This is a genomic window from Clostridium sp. CTA-17 (assembly GCF_054767895.1).
This window is the reverse complement of record NZ_BAAABF010000007.1, coordinates 105,291-122,579: the sequence shown is the minus strand read 5'-3', so window position 1 is coordinate 122,579 and position 17,289 is coordinate 105,291. Positions and strand designations below refer to the sequence as shown.

Below are 17,289 nucleotides of genomic sequence, written 5' to 3'. Positions count from 1 at the left end.
CTTTTTATATTTATCTTTGTTTTTTTAATTTAAAAAAGTAGAAGTAAATACATTGAACTATAAATACTAAGCTTAAAACTCCAAACATTGGGTATAATGTGGAGATTAAGTTTGAAAATCCTATTAATGAAATTGGAATTGCCACTATTAAAACTGCAAATATAGCATGTTTATATTTTACTTTGAAGCTTTTGGTAAGTGTTTTACTTATGGAATATACATCAGAAACCTCTGTAGAAAACATTTCGGCTAATATTATTATTAAAAGCATTATTTGAATAGGCTTTCCAAATCTATCAGCAATATAAAGTAGAGGAATTTCGTATTGGAATATTTGTGGCTGATTAACCATAAGCATTGAATTAATAAAAATACATATTATTGTTAGAAGAACTGAACCTAATATAATTCCCCATGTCATTATTTTTTTACTCTTCACTTCATTACTTAAAGGAACAATAACCCCGCAGCAGCAAAGAATATTATAACCACAATAAAGTATTCCAGAAGTAAAAACTCCCTTAGAAAGTTTTGGAGTAGAAGAAACAAGAGAATTTATAGTAATTGGGTCATTAGCAAATGCAACATAAAGAATCATAAGTGTAGTTGTTACTATTATTAAGGATGGAACAATAATAGAATTTATCTCTACTAACCCTTCAGTTTCTCTCATAAGAATCAGTGAAGCAATAATAGCCATAAATATTGAACCTATAATCTTAGGAATTCCAAAGTATTGATTCAACAAAGCTCCGCTACCAGCTAGAATTATGGACGCACTAGATATTAAGTAAAAGGTTGTTATTATTCCAGTGAGTTTTCCTAAAATATTAGGACTAACTGTATTTATGACTTCACTATAGGAATTTAAGCTATGTTTAATACTTATTCTTGAAATTATGTTGCAAAGAAAAATATAAAATAATCCAGTCATTATAATAGTAAAAAAGCTTTTGTATCCATATACTGTAAAGAAATTTGTTATTTCCTTTCCAGAGGCAAGTCCAGCTCCTACTATAGTTCCTATAAAAACAAAAGCTACTTGAAAAACTTTTATAATACTTTTCATTAAATCACCTCCCTAACTAAATATATAAGTTGTAAAGAAAGTTTATTCTTAAAATAAAAAAGTAAAAATTAAGTTTAGGATATTTATTATTTTATTAATACTTTTAAGCTATTTGGAAAACCTAAAATAGGACTTATTCTAAGGGAGGAATGATTATAAATGATTAAAAAGATTATGGCATCCTTGATTATTGTATCTTTATTTTTTTTCATGGGCTGTAATAGAATAAGTAATACGGTCAATGATAATAAGGAGCTAAAGGAAAGTGTTGAAAGTATATATTTTAATAATAAGATAGCAATATCAATTGCAGAGGAATATATGGAGGCTCTTAAAGGCAATGATTTAGAAAAGATAAAAAGGTTATCTGATAAAGAGGTTGATAAAAATATAATAATTAGTCCTAGTAAAGAGCTTGAAATAACAGGAATAAAGCAGGTTGGAGCAGCTCAATTAGGAAGTAAATCTATGTTTAGATTCTATGTAACTAGAACTAAGAAGGGAGAGCCTAAGGCTGATTTAGAGCAATATTATTTAGAGGTTAGAAAAACTGAAGAGGGAGAATATAAGGTATCAGAACTGAAATCAACTCAGATTTATAGCGTTTTTTTAGATAAGGAAAAATTAAAGATTAGAAAAGATGATGATGTTGAGATTAACACATTAATAGATTTAAAAAGCATACCAGATAAAATTTATCCAAAGGTTAATGTTATAGATGTAGCCAAAGTTGATGTGCCTAAAGATGCTTTTTCAGCTGTAGAAATTTCATTTTCAGGAGATAAGGTAGCAATTTCAACATATAAAGGTGAGGATTCTTATATAGGAGTGGTTGATGTTGATGATGCACAAGAAACTGCGGCTAAAGAAGGGGAAGATGAAGGTGGAAAAGAAGATGAAAAGAATGATGATAAAACTTTAGGAAAAAAGATAACTTCATTAGATGTATTAAATGGATGTAAAATTTCTAGCTTGAATTTTTCAGATGATGACGGATATGTTGTTGTAAATTATATTAAAGGTAATGGAACAAGATTTAAGGTTTATCAAAGTGGTGGAAGTATAGTATCACTAGAATTAGATGATATATTTGCAGAAGAGGAATATAATCTTATTTATGAAAGAATACAGGATAACAATATAATTATGAATGTTACTCCAATAATAAAATCAAATAATACTGAAAGTGGCTTAATTGGAAGATATAAAATATCTTTAAAAGATTTTAAACTTGAAAAACTATAGTATAATATAAAATAAGTTAATCATAACCATTAAATTTATGATTAACTTTTTTATTTTAAAGAAATTTTGATTTTAATGAAAAGGTGATATAAATGGAAAAAAGAAAAACATGGGGAGACAAGAGATATAATACTTTAAATAGATTTTTAAGAGAAAAGTTTGGAGAAAAAGTATTTAAAATAAGTTTAGATGGTGGTTTTACATGTCCTAATAGAGACGGAAAAGTTGCTAAGGGAGGATGTACTTTTTGTAGTTCAAAGGGGTCAGGAGACTATGCTGGACAAAGAACCTTAAGTATTGGTACTCAGTTTGATAATGTTAAAGAGATGATGAATAAGAAGTGGAAAGAAGGAAAGTACATAGCATATTTTCAAGCTTACACTAATACATATGCTCCTGCTGAAGAACTAAGAAGAAAATATGAGGAAGCAATTAATAAAGAAGGCGTAGTTGCTCTTGCTATAGGTACAAGACCAGATTGTATAAATGAAGAAGTTTTAGATTTATTAGATGAAATGAATAAAAAGGTGTATACTTGGGTTGAGTTAGGACTTCAAACAATCCATGATGATACTGCTAGAAGTTTTAATAGAGGATATGACTTAGAAGTATTTGATAAGGCTATGGAAGGATTAAAAAGAAGAGGAATAGATACTGTAGTTCACTGCATATTTGGACTTCCTGGAGAAAGTAAAGAGCAAATGTTAGAAACTGTTGATTATGTTTCTAGATGTGGAGCACAAGGAATAAAATTACACTTACTTCATCTAATGGAAGGAACAAGAATGGTTAAGGACTATGAAGAAGGTAGATTAAAATTCTTAACTCAAGAAGAATACGTTGATTTAATTTGTACGGCCATAAGTAGAATACCTCAAAATATGGTTATACATAGATTAACAGGTGATGCTCCTAGACAACTTCTTATAGGACCTATGTGGAGTTTAAAAAAGTGGGAAGTTTTAAATGCTATTGATAAGGCTCTTGAAGATAATGATATTTATCAAGGAAAGAATTTTGAAGAATAATTTTTAAAATAATGTGGGGGAAATTTATGAAAATTGATGTTATAATTTCTGCAAATTACATAGATAGTGAATCACTTAAAGGAAAGATAGCTGTGGTTATAGATATGCTAAGAGCTACATCTGTAATTACAACAGCACTTTATAATGGTGCTAAAAAGGTTATACCAGTAGTTAGTGTTGAAGAGGCTTTTGAAAAAGCAAAAGAATTAAAATTTTTAAGTGAAGAAGTTTTACTTGGAGGAGAGAGAAAGGCTTTAAAAATAGATGGGTTTGATTTCTCTAATTCTCCATTAGAATACAAAAGAGAAATAGTAGAAGGAAAAAATGTTATAATGTCTACTACAAATGGAACTAGAGCTTTAAATTTATGCAGTAAGGCTGATAAAGTTATAGTTGCCTCTGTATTAAACGGACAAGCAGTGGCTAAATATTTAGAAAACGAAGAAAAAGAAATAGTCTTTGTTAATTCTGGAACAAACGGTGAGTTTTCAAGTGATGACTTTATGTGTGCAGGTTATATAATAAGTGAGTTATGCAAAAATAAAGAGGCTGAGCTTACTGATATAGCCAAAACAGCTAAATATGTTTATGAAAGCAGTGAAGGAATAGAAGAATTTATAAAAGGTGCTAAACACTATAATATTCTTAAAAATTTAGGACTAGAAGAGGATTTAAAGTATTGTTCTACAAAGAATTTAATAGATTTAGTTTTTCAGTTCAAAAATGGTGAAATAAAGACTATAGAATCATGGGTTAAAGTAACAATATAATAAAGTCTTGTGAATTATTTTTATAAAAAGTGAATAAATTTTAAAAAGAAGATGACTGAGATAAAAACTACTTTTAATGCAATGTTTTTAAAACAAAAAGAAATATCTTAAAAAAATATATTAAAACATTTATTAAATTTTCAATATTAATATTTTCTGTTTGATTTCTTGGTAAATAGTTAAAAAAACTAATTTGTTAATATGTATTGAGGAATATATGATGTTTATAGGATGAGATATTAAAAGGAGATGTTTTTAATGAAGAAAAAGTTATTAGTAGTTCTTATTTCTGCCATAATGGGATTACAATTAGTTGGATGCGGAAGCTCTAATGATTCATCAAATAAAACCACTTCTGATAATAAGCCTGCTGCAACTACAGAGAATAAAAGTAAAGTTGTAGATGATGATAGCTTAGTTAATGAAGTGTCTGAGGTTTATCTTGATGTTAGAGAAGAATATTTAGAAGTACTTCAAAATAAACAAATGAATGAATGGAATGAGGAGAAAGCAGATGCTTTAAAAGATTTAAAAGAAATTAAAGCAATGACTCCAGAAAGTGATAAGAATATAAATCAAGCTATAGCAGATATAGAACAGTTAATAGATAAATATCAAAATAGCTTAGATGGTAAGGGTGCAGATCCAACAGGAATACAAAATTTAGAAGCTCAAATTAAACAATTATTATTTGATAAATAATTAGAAAAAGAGGGGATTAAGGGCAATATCCCTCTTTTTTTATTTTATGGAAAGATTGTTAAATTTTTAATTTATTGAAAACAGTTTCAAGAGGTGTTAAAATAAATATTGTAAAAAAACAACAAAAATATATACGTATATATTCAACTTGTGTAAGAGTATTTGGAGTTAAACACGAGAAAAAAATTTAGTTTTTTTTGTTTAGCTCTTTTTTATTTTAAGCTTTTTTAAAATTAAATATATTAATTACTAGGTGGTGGATAGTCATGGTAAATCAATTCTTGGCTGAGCTTTTTGGAACTGCGCTTTTGATATTGTTAGGGGATGGAGTAGTTGCAAATATAGCTCTTAAAAAAACTAAGGGTAATGGCGCTGATCTTATTGTAGTCACTGTAGGATGGGCAATAGCTGTTGCTATTCCTGTTTATATCTTTTCTAGGGTGAGTGGAGCTGTATTTAATCCAGCAGTAACTATTGCATTAGGTATAACTGGAGGATTAACATGGAGTCAGGTTATAGTATTTTGTATAGCACAATTTATAGGAGCTTTCATAGGTGCTGTACTAGTTTATTTAACTTATTATACTCATTTTGAATCTACTGAAGATCATGATGCAAAGCTTGGTACATTTTGTACTATACCAGCTATTAGAAATTATAAATGGAATTTTTTTACTGAATTTATAGGTACTTTTGTTTTAATGTTTGGAATTCTAGGACTTGGTGATGCGAAGATGGCAGATGGAATTATGCCAATAGCCGTTGGATTATTAATTTTAGTTATAGGAGTATCTTTAGGAGGACCAACTGGATATGCAATTAATCCAGCTAGAGATTTCTCACCTAGACTTGCACATTTCTTGCTTCCTATGAAAAATAAAGGAGGCTCAGATTGGGCTTACGCTTGGATTCCAATTGTAGGACCAATACTTGGAGCTATAGCAGGAGCAATGGTATATACAAATATATTTTAAGGAGATATTAATTTTGGACAATTTTAAGGAGGCTATATAAAATGATTAATTTTAAAAGAATACTTGAGGACAACCCTATTGTGGCAGCTGTAAAGGATATGGACCAATTAAATAAGGCATTAGAAGCTGATGTTGATGTAATTTTTGTTCTATTTGGAAATATTCTAGATATTATAGAAATTTCAAATAAAATATCAGAAAAAAATAAGATTGGAATATTGCATATAGATTTAGTTGATGGACTTACAAATAGAGAAATAGTTTTAGAATATTTGAAAGAGAAAACTAAATTTCATGGAATAATAAGCACTAAAGCTCAAACAGTAAAAAGTGCAAAAAAATTAGGGTTAGTAGCTATTCAGAGAGTTTTCATTTTAGATAGTCTTTCTTTTCAAAGCACAAAAAATCATTTAGTTGATGAATGTGATGCAGTAGAAATGTTACCAGGATTATTATTTAAAGTTATTAAAGAATTATCAAAAACAATACATAAGCCATTAATAGTAGGTGGTTTAATTTCAGATAAAGAAGATGTTATGGAAGCTTTAAGATCAGGAGCAACATGTATATCAACAACAAAAGAGGATATATGGAAGATATAAAATTAAGAGGTGAGTTTTTATGAAAAAATATATAGTAGCATTAGATCAAGGAACAACAAGCTCTAGAGCAATAATTTTTGATAGAGAACAAAATATTATTGGGGTAAGCCAAAAGGAATTTAATCAAATTTATCCTAGAGAAGGATGGGTTGAGCATGATCCAATGGAAATATGGGCAACTCAATATAGTGTACTTCAAGAAGTTATGGCTAAGTGTAATATAACTCAAGAAAATATAGCAGCCATTGGAATAACTAATCAAAGAGAGACTACAATAGTTTGGGATAAAAATACAGGGGTTCCAATATACAATGCAATTGTTTGGCAATGTAGAAGAACTGCTGATATATGTGATGAGTTAAAAGAAAGAGATGGCCTTGTAGAATATATTAAAGAAAATACAGGACTTGTACTTGATGCATATTTTTCAGGAACAAAAATAAAATGGATATTAGACAATGTTGAAGGTGCAAGAGAAAAAGCTGAAAAGGGTGAGCTTTTATTTGGTACAGTAGACAGTTGGCTTGTCTGGAAGCTTACAAATGGAAAAGTTCATGTAACTGATTATACTAATGCATCTAGAACTATGATATTTAACATAAAGAACCTTCAATGGGATGAAAGAATGTTAAAGGAACTAGATATTCCTAGAAGTATGTTGCCAGAGGTAAAAAATTCATCTGAAATTTACGGATATGCAAACCTTGGAGCAAAAGGTGGAATAAGAGTTCCTATAGCTGGTATAGCTGGGGACCAACAAGCTGCTTTATTTGGACAAGCTGCATTTAATAAAGGTGACGTAAAAAATACTTATGGAACAGGATGTTTCTTACTAATGAATACAGGAGAAGAACTTGTTCAAAGTAAATCAGGACTTTTAACAACAATAGCTATTGGATTACACGGAAAAGTTCAATATGCTTTAGAAGGATCAGTATTTGTTGGAGGAGCTGTTATTCAATGGCTTAGAGATGAATTAAGAATTATAAGTGATTCTAGTGATACTGAATACTTTGCTACAAAGGTAGAAGATAATGGGGGAGTATATGTTGTTCCTGCCTTCGTTGGATTAGGAGCTCCTTATTGGGATATGTATGCTCGTGGAACCATAGTAGGATTAACACGTGGAACTAATAGAAATCATATAATAAGAGCAGCACTTGAATCAATTGCATATCAAACAAGAGATGTGCTTGAAGCTATGATAAACGATGTTGGATATGATATAAATTGTATAAAGGTAGATGGAGGAGCTAGTAGAAATAATTTCTTAATGCAATTCCAATCAGATCTAGTTGGTAAAAAGGTAATTAAGCCTATAATTACAGAAACAACAGCTTTAGGAGCTGCTTACCTTGCAGGATTAGCAGTTGGATATTGGAGTGATAAAGAAGAAATAGCTAAGTTATGGTTTGCAAGTGAAGAATTTGAGCCAACTATTTCTGAAGAGAGAAGAAATAAATATCATAAGAAGTGGAAAAAGGCTGTTGAAAGATCAAAGGGATGGGCACTTGAAGATTAAAAAAAGCCTGGAAACATTTACAGAAATATGATATAATTAAATAAAAGTTAATAAATAATTTTAATTTTGTGTGTAAGAGAGAAGAGAGCTAGACACAAAAAGGATATTCTTATGTCTTTTTTGAGTTTGGTTCTTTTTTATTTTTAAAAAAGGGAGCGATATTTAATGATTTATGATGTAGCAATTATAGGATCTGGAGTAATAGGTGGAGCAATATTTAGAGAATTAACAAAGTATAATTTAAAGGTTGTAGAATTAGAAAAAGAAAATGACGTTGCTATGGGAGCATCTAAGGCAAATTCAGCAATTGTTCATTCAGGATATGATCCTGAACCAGGAACATTAATGGCAAAATACAATGTTGAAGGAAATAAGATGTTTGATAAGCTTTGTAAAGACTTATCAGTTCCTTTTAAGAGAAATGGATCATTAATTATAGGTTTTGATGAAGATGACCAAAAAGAATTAGAGGTTTTATATAATAGAGGAATTCAAAATGGAGTAGAAGGAGTAAAACTTTTATCAACAGAAGAAGTTTTAGAAATGGAACCAAACTTAAATAAAGATGTAAAAGGAGCTTTATTCTGCCCAACAGGAGGAATTGTTGGAGCATATGAATTTACTATAGCTCTTTCAGAAAATGCTATAGATAATGGCGGAGAATTAAGACTAAACTCTAAAGTTGTTAGTATTGAAAAAGATGAAAATTTCAAAATAAAACTTGAAAATGGAGACGTAGTAGAAGCTAGATTTGTAGTAAATGCAGCAGGTATTTATGCTGATAAGATTCACAATATGGTTTGTGAGGAAGACTTTAAGATAACTCCTAGAAAAGGTGAATACTATGTTTTAGATAAGAGCCAAGGAAGATTATTTGAAAAGACAATATTCCAATGTCCAACTAAACTTGGAAAAGGGGTTTTAGTTACTCCAACAGTTCATGGAAACTTATTAGTTGGTCCAGATGCTATTGATACTTGTGATAAAGATTCAGTTTCTACAGAGTATGATGGATTAGCTAAGGTTAGAGAAGTTTCCTTAAAAACAACTAACAAAGTTAATTTTAGAGAAAATATTAGAAACTTTGCAGGACTTCGTGCTATAGCCGATAAGCCTGACTTCATAATCGGAGAAGCTAAAGATGTTAAAGGATTCTTTGATGTAGCAGGAATAAAATCACCAGGTTTAAGTTCAGCACCAGCTATTGCAGTGGATGTAGTTAAAATGCTTGGTGAAAGTGGACTAGCTTTAGAGAAAAAAGATAATTTCAATGAAAAAAGAGAACAAGTACACTTTATAGAACTTTCTCCAGAAGAAAAAGCAAATTTAATTAAAAAAGATAGTAGATATGGAAGAATAATTTGTAGATGTGAAAATATAACTGAAGGAGAAATTGTTGATAGTATAAATAGAACTTTAGGAGCTAGAACTATTGATGGAGTTAAGAGAAGATGTCGTCCTGGTTGTGGAAGATGTCAAGGTGGTTTCTGTGGACCTAGAGTTCAAGAAATAATATCTCGTGAAACTGGTATGAATATAGAAGAAGTGCTTTTAGATAAAAATGGTTCATATATAATAAGTGGAAAAACAAAGTAGGAGGATTTAGTTATGAAATATGATTTAGTAGTTGTAGGTGGAGGCCCAGCAGGATTAGCAGCAGCTTATGAAGCTCATGAAAATGGAGTAGAAAAAATATTAATTATAGAAAGAGATAAAGAACTAGGTGGAATCTTAAATCAATGTATTCATAACGGATTTGGTCTTCATACCTTTAAAGAAGAACTTACAGGACCTGAATATGCTGGAAGATTTATTGATATGGTAGAAGGAACTAACATAGAAGTTATGTTAGATACAATGGTTTTAGAAATAGAAGGAAAAATAATACATGCTATAAATATTGAAAAAGGATATTTAACAATAGAAGCAGAATCTATAGTACTTGCTATGGGATGTCGTGAAAGAACAAGAGGAGCTATAAGTATTCCAGGAGATAGACCATCAGGAATATTCACTGCAGGGGCTGCTCAAAGATTTATCAACATGGAAGGCTACATGGTAGGTAAAAAAGTAGTTATCTTAGGCTCAGGAGACATTGGGCTTATAATGGCTAGAAGAATGACTCTTGAAGGAGCTAAGGTAGAGGCTGTTGTTGAGCTTATGCCTTATTCAAATGGATTAACTAGAAATATTGTTCAATGTTTAGAGGATTATGGAATTCCACTATACTTATCTCATACAGTTATTGATGTTAAGGGTGATGGAAGATTAGAAAAGGTTATTATAGCTAAGGTTGATGAAAATAGACAACCTATAAAAGGTACTGAAATAGAATTTGATGCTGATACATTATTATTATCAGTTGGATTAATACCAGAAAATGAGCTTTCAAAAAATGCAGGAGTTGAATTAGACCTTAGAACTAATGGACTTGTAGTTTCTGAAAGTATGGAAACAAATAGAGAAGGTATATTTGCCTGTGGTAATGTTGTCCATGTTCATGACTTAGTTGACTTTGTAACTGAGGAGGCTAAGAATGCAGGAAAAAATGCTGCTAAATATATTAAAGGTAAAAAGAGATTAAATCATTTCACTGAAATAAAAAATGGAGAAAATATAAGTTATACAGTTCCTCAAAAATTTGAAATTGAATCTTTAGATGGAAATTTAAATGTATTTATGAGAGTTAGAAATGTATTTAAAAATAAACAAATAGTAGTTAGAGATGAAGAAGGAAATGTTATTCAAAGCTTTAAGAAACCTCATGTTGTTCCTGCAGAAATGGAGAGAATTACAATTCTTAAAGATAAGCTAAAAAATGCTAAAGGAGCAATAACAATTTCATTAGAGGATGGTGAATAATAATGGTAAAAGAATTAATATGCATAGTATGTCCTAGAGGATGTCATTTAACAGTAGATACAGAGTTAGAAAAGGTTACAGGAAACACATGTAAAAGAGGAGAAATTTATGGATTAAACGAGGTTAAAAATCCAACTAGAATAGTAACCTCAACTGTTAAAATAGATGGTTGTGATAATATGGTTATACCAGTTAAAACAGAGGAACCTATTCCAAAGGGAATGATATTTGATGTAATGAAGGAAATTAACAAGGCTTCTGTTAAACTTCCAATTAAAGTTGGAGATGTAATTATAGAAGACGTTTTAGGAACAGGTGTTAGTATAGTTTCTGCAAAAACAGTTTCATAAATAAATTAAGAAAGGTATCTGAGTTTTCAGATACCTTTCTCTTTTAATACATCTAATATTATATGTACATTAATTAGGATAGAATAAACAGTCCTAACTAGTGAGTAGCTTAAAATAGATATTTAAATATTTAAATTGATTATGACCATTTAACGAGTGTATGCCATTTATGTAAAGCACCTCATAGTAATAATATATTTAATATTTAAATTAATGATTAACCCTTAAATACAAATTTTAGAGTGTATGCCGATTTTGTAAGGCACCCCTTTATTTACAATTTAAGATATTAACTTTATATCTTTTTTGCTACACTATTATATTAACCAATATATTTTTTAATATGCATTAAATTAAAAAAATTCTAGAATACTTGGAATATGAAGAATTTTAAATAATATGATTCATCAGAGTTCCAAAGTATAGGATGGTCTGCACTTTGAGTTCTAACTTCTATTTGTCTTAAAGTTCTTCTAGCATCATGAGCAGCTTCGGCTACAGTTTTCTTTAATTGTTCTTCATCCATATAATGTGAACAAGAGCATGTAGCGAAGTAACCACCTTCTTTAACCATTTTTATTCCTCTAAGATTTATTTCTTTATATCCTCTTATTGCTTGCTTAACAGTATTTCTTGATTTTGTGAAAGCTGGTGGATCTAAAATAACAACATCAAATTGTTTTCCTTCTCTTGACCAATCTCCTAATACATCAAAAGCATTATGCTTTTCAAATTTAACCCTATCTTGAAGGTTATTAAGCTCAGCATTTCTAGTAGCACAGTCTACAGCATGTTGAGATACATCTATTCCTAAAACTGATTTAGCCCCTGCTATACCAGCATTTAAAGCAAAAGAGCCAGTATGAGTAAAGCAATCTAAAACATCCATATCTTTACATATTCTATGCATTGCAGCCCTGTTTTCTTTTTGATCTAAGAAGAAACCAGTTTTTTGACCATTTTCTAAGTCAACTATGTATTTAACTCCATTTTCAACTATTTGTATATCTGTATCAAATGGTTCAGTTAAGAAGCCTTTTCTTTGCTCTAAACCTTCTATTTCCCTAGTTTTTATATCACTTCTTTCATAGACACCTTTAGCACCGTATTCTTCAACTAGAATTTTAACTATTAGATCTCTATATTTATCCATTCCAAGAGTTGATATTTGAATTACATAATAATCTTCAAATTTATCAACTGTTAGACCAGGAAGGAAATCAGCCTCTCCAAAGATGAATCTACATGAAGAAGTATCTATAACTTTCTTTCTATATTCCCATGCAGTTTTAAATCTTCTCTTGAAGAAATCTTCATCTATTTCTTCATCTATATCTTTAGTCATTATTCTTATAGTTATTTTACTTCTGTCATTTATATAGCCTTTTCCTAAGAAATAACCTTTATGATTGTAAACTTCAACTATATCTCCGTTTTCATAATCTCCATCATATTCGTTTATTTCATCAATATATATCCAAGGTCTGCCTTGTTCAGCTTTTTTGTTTTTACCTTTGTGTAAATAAAACTTACTCGCCATTTAAATAGCTCCTTCCAAAATAATTCTTATAAGATTATAACATATTCTAGGCTTTCCAATAGGTTTAAAATGCATTTAAGAAAAATAAATTAGTACTTTAGAATAATAAGATAATATTTAATATATATTTCTAATAAGAGTAATTTTAAGGATTGAAAAAAATGATAAAAGCTATAGTTATTCCTACACCTAAAAGATTAAAGAAATACATAAGAGATACTGACTTTAAAAAGAAAGCGAAATCTTTTGTTACTCCAGAGAGAGCTATTATATATGGAACCATAGGAACAGGTGTAACCATAATGTCTCTAAGTGATGTACCAGCTAAACCTTTTGTTATAGGAAGTTTATTATATCATGGTGTTGCTTATGAAATTTTAGAAAAGTGGTATGATGAGTATGGCAATGATGAAGAGCTTAGAGAAATGATGATGCAAAGTAGAGATTATTGGAATAATTTTTATATGAGATTTTAAAATTTATTTAGAGACTATTATATATTATTTCTATAGATAGAATGATAATAATAGTCTTTATATATTTATTGGAAAAGTAGAATTATTTATAATAAATAAAACTATATACAATATAAATTTAAAATTAAATATGATTTGAATACAAATAAATAATATTGATTAGGTTTTTATGAAAACATGACCAGTTATGTATTAAAACATGACCAGTTATGCAAAATGTATTGAAAATATTTATGAGATAAATACAATAAAATTATGAAATATATGGAACTTGTTGAGTTATTATGAAAAATATCTTAAAAACTAGTTCTTTTCAAATTCATTATATTCTCAAAGTTTGAGAAGAGCAGTGTTCGTTTAATTTAACAGGTTATATTTAGAATTGGGGGGGAATTTATGAATAAAAAAATTAAAAAAGTTTTATTAGGTTCTATTTTAGGAGTTAGTATGATTAGTTCTTTAGCGTATGCTAAAACTAATACAGCTAGTTTATATTCAGGATCATTTCAAGCAACAGCAAAACTAACAACTGTTCATAATTATACAACTAATAATGTTGCTGATGCAAGAATCGATAGGACTTCAAAATTTGATCCTGAAAAGGGGGTTTGGGTAAGATTATGGTATAATGATATGTATAATATGGGGTATGATAAAGGGCAAAGATATGCTTCAGTACATGGTGAAGTTTGGAGTTGTAAAACATTTAACTCATATAATTACATAGTAAATTGGGCTAATACTGATATTGAGTATGATAAAGAAATAATTTCTCAAGCCCCTTAGTTTAAATTAAAAAGAGTTACTAAACTTATGTTTTAGTAACTCTTATGTTATAAGGAGTTCTATATGAAAAATTTAATATATATATCATTTAAGCAACTAAAAGCACATAAAATAACATCTATTTTTTTATTGATAGGATTTTTGATTTCCATATTGCTCATTTCTATAGGTATTAGTAGCATTGAACAAGAAAAGAATATGATACTACAAAGTAGTGAGGGTTTTAGTAAAAATACAATTATACTGAATGTTAGTGGTAGGAATTCAGACATATTTAAATCATTTTATGAAATTAATAAAGATTTAAAATTAGAAAATAGAATTTCTTTTAAAAATTTAAGTTGTTATATTGAGGGAAGTAGTGAACTTATAAATTCAATTACAGCCGAGCAATTTAATAATGAGTGGAAATATCCTTTGAAAAGTGGAAGATATTTTTCAAAAGAAAATATTTTAAACGGAGATAAAGTTGTTTTAGTAAGTGAAAATTATGAAGATTTAATAAAAGAAGGATATTTAAATATTGATGATGAAGAATATGAGGTTATTGGAATTATCGGAAATAACTTTGAAGATAAAATAGTAATGCCTATTAATTCATTGCCTCAAAAGGTTATTTCTGATGAAGATTATTCGCCAAAAGAAATTTACATAGATAACTTTGAGATGTATCCTACTGATATAGTACAGAAATTAAAAAGTAAATTTGAACTTGATAATATAAATGTTAGTTATGGAGATAATAGTTCTTTAAAAAATAACGTTAGGTTAGATTTAAAATCTAATCCAATTTTATTTTCATCACTTTTAATTTATCTTATTTCAATAATTAATATGATCAATTTATCCTTTTACTGGGTTAATGATAAAAGAAAGGAAATAGCCATAAGAAAATCTTTTGGTATAAGTAATAAAAATATAAGTAAGTTAATAATTACAGAGTTTATTGAGCTTACGTTAATTACAACAATAATTGCATTAATAGTACAGTTAATATTAAGTTTATTATTAGAGAACTTAATAAAAATTCCTTTAAGTTTAACTATTAATAATTTTATTGTAGCTATAGCTATTTCTATTTTTAGTGGAGTTATAACTGCAATAATTCCAATAATTAAATCTATTAAAGTACAACCTATAGAAGCGCTTAAATTATAGAAACTTTATAAACTTAAAGTGAGGTGAGTAATACTATTATAAATTTATTAGAAGTAGAGTTATAATTAAATTTTATGATAGTTTAATAATATGGATAAAATGAAGTTAATTTTAAAGTCTATGTTAAAAAAAAAGATTGTTGTAATACTAATGATATTTCAATTAACAGTTTCTTTATTATTATTATTTAATTTAATAATTTCGCTAAATAGTGTTAGTTATTTAGAAAATAAAATAAAAAATAAAATTGATACTGAAAGAAGTTATCATTTAATTGTAAATGTAAAATTGGATAGTGGGGAACAGTGCAAAAGAATAAATGAATTTGAAAAAGAAGTAAGCAATCTAAAGGGAGTAGACGGTATTGGTTCATATGATTATACTAATGTTGCATATGAAGAATTAATAAATGATGATGACTATTTAAAAATAAGGGATGAAATAACATTAGGTACATATTCTCAAAATGCTCTTGAAGCCTCTGATATAATAAATTTAGATTGGTATATGTTTAAATTAATGAACATAGAGGTTTCAGAAGGAAAAAATTTAATTGAAAATGATTTTGAATCAGTTAATGAAATTACACCAATACTTATAGGAAATAAATTTTCTAATGTAATAAATGTTGGAACTATATTAACAGATGAAATTACTAAAAAAAAGTATATAGTAAAAGGAATTATGAAAAAAGGTACAGAGTGGTTTAATGAAGGAACATACACTCAATCTGAATTTGTTAATTTAGATAATGAATTTTTAGTGCCTTATACCGGAACTGATAAAGATAATTTAGATGTATCAGGTGGAAGACTTCAAAGTATATTTTATAAATTAGATTCTAATATAAATAGTTCATCTACCAATAAGCAGATAGAAGATTTATATAAAAAAATAGTTGGAGAAAAAACTATAACTAAGAGTATTCAACAAGAAGTCGACTATTTTAATAAAAATGGAAAATCTGTTAGAGAATTTTTGATGTTTATAATAGGATTTTTATTTATTTCTTCTATTATTGGTATGAGTAGTGTTATGATTTCTTCTATAAAAAGTAGAGTTAGAGAAATTGGAATACAAGTAATGGCTGGAGCTAGTAAGAAATATATTAACAGTTTAATAATAGGAGAAATATTATTAATAAATTTAATAAGTTTAGTAATTGTATTAGCAATAAGTATTTTTATATTTGATAATATTAAATCTATGATAACTGTATTTATAATAAGCACAAATATCATAATTGTTATTACCTTATTAACATCTATACTTCCATTGATATTTTTAAAAAGATTAACACCAAAGGAATTGATTGGAGGAATTGAGTAATGGAAATTATAAGGCTTATAAATATTTCTAAAAAGTATGGCAAAGAAAATAGAACAACAGCTTTAGAGAATATAAATTTAACTATTAATAAAGGTGAATTTATAGCTATAATGGGACCATCAGGTTCAGGAAAATCTACATTGCTTAATATAATTGGAACTATGGACAAACCTAGTGATGGAAGTTACTATTTAAATGGAGTTGATATTTCTAATTTAAAAGATGAGGAATTAAGCAATATACGAAATAAGCACCTTAGTTTTGTTTTTCAGCATTTTGCTTTAATGAAGAATTATAGTGTTTATGATAATGTAGAATTACCACTAATATTTAGAAGAATGAAAAAGCGTGAAAAGCAAATTTTAATTGAAAGTACTTTAAAAGAATTAAATATTATAAATCATATAAATAAGAAAGTAACAGAGTTATCTGGAGGACAACAACAAAGGGTGGCTATAGCAAGGGCATTAGTTAGTGGTGCAGAAATAATACTAGCTGATGAGCCAACTGGTGCATTAGATCAAAAAACAGGAATTGAATTAATGGAACTATTAGTAAAACTAAATAGTGAAGGAAAAACCATAATATTGGTAACCCATGATGAAAATATTGCTTCATTTTGTAGCAAAAAAATTATAATTAAAGATGGTAAGATAATTGAATAAAAAACTTTTAAATGTTTTTATTTTATTAACTTGCATAGAAATTAACGATGAAATCATACTTCTAACGCTATATCCTTTCTGACCACGAGAGTTATATTTTTTTGAAGATTAAATATAATATCATTTAAATCTAATTGAGATAAAATCAGCTCTAATTTTATTTCGGTTTGAAATTTGATGATTTTATCAAATATAACTAAACAATTTTGTT

General features: G+C 28.2%; 17 protein-coding genes. 15 read left to right on the top strand and 2 right to left on the bottom strand.

Features of this window, described 5'->3' with window-relative positions:
* Nucleotides 1-10: 10 nt before the first annotated feature.
* Nucleotides 11-1,069, bottom strand: a complete 1,059-nt coding sequence (locus ACYUCG_RS11825; protein WP_460268679.1) for a YkvI family membrane protein — start codon at nucleotides 1,067-1,069, stop codon at nucleotides 11-13.
* Nucleotides 1,070-1,228: 159 nt separating this feature from the next.
* Here ACYUCG_RS11825 and ACYUCG_RS11820 point away from each other — a divergent pair, with 159 nt between their 5' ends.
* The 10 genes from ACYUCG_RS11820 (at nucleotide 1,229) to ACYUCG_RS11775 (ending at nucleotide 11,124) form a co-directional block, all read left to right on the top strand.
* On the top strand, nucleotides 1,229-2,314 hold the full coding sequence (locus ACYUCG_RS11820) for a hypothetical protein (protein ID WP_460268678.1): 1,086 nt from the start codon (nucleotides 1,229-1,231) through the stop codon (nucleotides 2,312-2,314).
* A 92-nt stretch (nucleotides 2,315-2,406) separates the two neighbouring features.
* Nucleotides 2,407-3,342 carry a tRNA modification radical SAM protein MnmL/YtqA gene (mnmL, locus tag ACYUCG_RS11815; protein WP_283700494.1) on the top strand — a complete coding sequence of 312 codons (936 nt, stop codon included), beginning with the start codon at nucleotides 2,407-2,409 and terminating at the stop codon, nucleotides 3,340-3,342.
* Nucleotides 3,343-3,368: 26 nt separating this feature from the next.
* Nucleotides 3,369-4,112 (top strand): 2-phosphosulfolactate phosphatase family protein, encoded by a 744-nt coding sequence (locus tag ACYUCG_RS11810; RefSeq protein ID WP_460268677.1) that lies wholly within the window; start codon nucleotides 3,369-3,371, stop codon nucleotides 4,110-4,112.
* A 258-nt stretch (nucleotides 4,113-4,370) separates the two neighbouring features.
* Entirely contained in the window at nucleotides 4,371-4,814 is a 444-nt protein-coding gene (locus tag ACYUCG_RS11805) for a hypothetical protein (protein WP_460268676.1), read from the top strand.
* A 266-nt stretch (nucleotides 4,815-5,080) separates the two neighbouring features.
* Nucleotides 5,081-5,788, top strand: coding sequence for an MIP/aquaporin family protein (locus tag ACYUCG_RS11800; protein WP_003456873.1), 708 nt, complete (start codon nucleotides 5,081-5,083; stop codon nucleotides 5,786-5,788).
* A 41-nt stretch (nucleotides 5,789-5,829) separates the two neighbouring features.
* Complete coding sequence (locus tag ACYUCG_RS11795) at nucleotides 5,830-6,390, top strand: glycerol-3-phosphate responsive antiterminator (protein ID WP_060795064.1); 561 nt, start codon at nucleotides 5,830-5,832, stop codon at nucleotides 6,388-6,390.
* 19 nt (nucleotides 6,391-6,409) lie between these two features.
* Nucleotides 6,410-7,912: a glycerol kinase GlpK gene (gene glpK, locus ACYUCG_RS11790; RefSeq protein ID WP_460268675.1), complete on the top strand. Its 1,503-nt coding sequence runs from the start codon at nucleotides 6,410-6,412 to the stop codon at nucleotides 7,910-7,912.
* A 165-nt stretch (nucleotides 7,913-8,077) separates the two neighbouring features.
* Nucleotides 8,078-9,508 (top strand): FAD-dependent oxidoreductase, encoded by a 1,431-nt coding sequence (locus ACYUCG_RS11785; RefSeq protein ID WP_460268674.1) that lies wholly within the window; start codon nucleotides 8,078-8,080, stop codon nucleotides 9,506-9,508.
* Nucleotides 9,509-9,520: 12 nt separating this feature from the next.
* A complete protein-coding gene (locus tag ACYUCG_RS11780) occupies nucleotides 9,521-10,774 on the top strand; it encodes an NAD(P)/FAD-dependent oxidoreductase (protein ID WP_460268673.1) in 1,254 nt (417 codons plus the stop codon).
* 2 nt (nucleotides 10,775-10,776) lie between these two features.
* The gene (locus tag ACYUCG_RS11775; protein ID WP_060796364.1) at nucleotides 10,777-11,124 is read left to right on the top strand and encodes a DUF1667 domain-containing protein; all 348 of its coding nucleotides are present in this window, start codon (nucleotides 10,777-10,779) and stop codon (nucleotides 11,122-11,124) included.
* Between the two features lie 364 nt (nucleotides 11,125-11,488).
* Here ACYUCG_RS11775 and ACYUCG_RS11770 read toward each other — a convergent pair whose 3' ends face one another.
* A complete protein-coding gene (locus tag ACYUCG_RS11770) occupies nucleotides 11,489-12,664 on the bottom strand; it encodes a class I SAM-dependent rRNA methyltransferase (RefSeq protein WP_011010960.1) in 1,176 nt (391 codons plus the stop codon).
* A 161-nt stretch (nucleotides 12,665-12,825) separates the two neighbouring features.
* On the opposite strand from ACYUCG_RS11770, the gene ACYUCG_RS11765 reads away from it, so the two are divergent.
* From ACYUCG_RS11765 to ACYUCG_RS11745, 5 genes are all read left to right on the top strand, one after another.
* Nucleotides 12,826-13,140, top strand: coding sequence for a hypothetical protein (locus tag ACYUCG_RS11765; protein WP_139934328.1), 315 nt, complete (start codon nucleotides 12,826-12,828; stop codon nucleotides 13,138-13,140).
* A gap of 396 nt (nucleotides 13,141-13,536) precedes the next feature.
* A complete protein-coding gene (locus ACYUCG_RS11760) occupies nucleotides 13,537-13,926 on the top strand; it encodes a hypothetical protein (protein WP_139934211.1) in 390 nt (129 codons plus the stop codon).
* A gap of 63 nt (nucleotides 13,927-13,989) precedes the next feature.
* Nucleotides 13,990-15,084: an ABC transporter permease gene (locus ACYUCG_RS11755; protein ID WP_139934210.1), complete on the top strand. Its 1,095-nt coding sequence runs from the start codon at nucleotides 13,990-13,992 to the stop codon at nucleotides 15,082-15,084.
* A gap of 120 nt (nucleotides 15,085-15,204) precedes the next feature.
* Nucleotides 15,205-16,413 carry an FtsX-like permease family protein gene (locus ACYUCG_RS11750; RefSeq protein ID WP_283691925.1) on the top strand — a complete coding sequence of 403 codons (1,209 nt, stop codon included), beginning with the start codon at nucleotides 15,205-15,207 and terminating at the stop codon, nucleotides 16,411-16,413.
* Entirely contained in the window at nucleotides 16,413-17,078 is a 666-nt protein-coding gene (locus tag ACYUCG_RS11745) for an ABC transporter ATP-binding protein (RefSeq protein ID WP_139934208.1), read from the top strand. Before ACYUCG_RS11750 ends, ACYUCG_RS11745 begins: the two co-directional genes overlap by 1 nt.
* The last annotated feature ends 211 nt before the right edge of the window (nucleotides 17,079-17,289 follow it).

Bases quoted from the DNA above. Each gene is read 5' to 3' on its own strand.
- ACYUCG_RS11825 (WP_460268679.1), bottom strand. From the start codon at position 1,069: ATGAAAAGTATTATAAAAGTTTTTCAAGTAGCTTTTGTTTTTATAGGA.
- ACYUCG_RS11820 (WP_460268678.1), top strand. From the start codon at position 1,229: ATGATTAAAAAGATTATGGCATCCTTGATTATTGTATCTTTATTTTTT.
- mnmL (WP_283700494.1), top strand. From the start codon at position 2,407: ATGGAAAAAAGAAAAACATGGGGAGACAAGAGATATAATACTTTAAAT.
- ACYUCG_RS11810 (WP_460268677.1), top strand. From the start codon at position 3,369: ATGAAAATTGATGTTATAATTTCTGCAAATTACATAGATAGTGAATCA.
- ACYUCG_RS11805 (WP_460268676.1), top strand. From the start codon at position 4,371: ATGAAGAAAAAGTTATTAGTAGTTCTTATTTCTGCCATAATGGGATTA.
- ACYUCG_RS11800 (WP_003456873.1), top strand. From the start codon at position 5,081: ATGGTAAATCAATTCTTGGCTGAGCTTTTTGGAACTGCGCTTTTGATA.
- ACYUCG_RS11795 (WP_060795064.1), top strand. From the start codon at position 5,830: ATGATTAATTTTAAAAGAATACTTGAGGACAACCCTATTGTGGCAGCT.
- glpK (WP_460268675.1), top strand. From the start codon at position 6,410: ATGAAAAAATATATAGTAGCATTAGATCAAGGAACAACAAGCTCTAGA.
- ACYUCG_RS11785 (WP_460268674.1), top strand. From the start codon at position 8,078: ATGATTTATGATGTAGCAATTATAGGATCTGGAGTAATAGGTGGAGCA.
- ACYUCG_RS11780 (WP_460268673.1), top strand. From the start codon at position 9,521: ATGAAATATGATTTAGTAGTTGTAGGTGGAGGCCCAGCAGGATTAGCA.
- ACYUCG_RS11775 (WP_060796364.1), top strand. From the start codon at position 10,777: ATGGTAAAAGAATTAATATGCATAGTATGTCCTAGAGGATGTCATTTA.
- ACYUCG_RS11770 (WP_011010960.1), bottom strand. From the start codon at position 12,664: ATGGCGAGTAAGTTTTATTTACACAAAGGTAAAAACAAAAAAGCTGAA.
- ACYUCG_RS11765 (WP_139934328.1), top strand. From the start codon at position 12,826: ATGATAAAAGCTATAGTTATTCCTACACCTAAAAGATTAAAGAAATAC.
- ACYUCG_RS11760 (WP_139934211.1), top strand. From the start codon at position 13,537: ATGAATAAAAAAATTAAAAAAGTTTTATTAGGTTCTATTTTAGGAGTT.
- ACYUCG_RS11755 (WP_139934210.1), top strand. From the start codon at position 13,990: ATGAAAAATTTAATATATATATCATTTAAGCAACTAAAAGCACATAAA.
- ACYUCG_RS11750 (WP_283691925.1), top strand. From the start codon at position 15,205: ATGTTAAAAAAAAAGATTGTTGTAATACTAATGATATTTCAATTAACA.
- ACYUCG_RS11745 (WP_139934208.1), top strand. From the start codon at position 16,413: ATGGAAATTATAAGGCTTATAAATATTTCTAAAAAGTATGGCAAAGAA.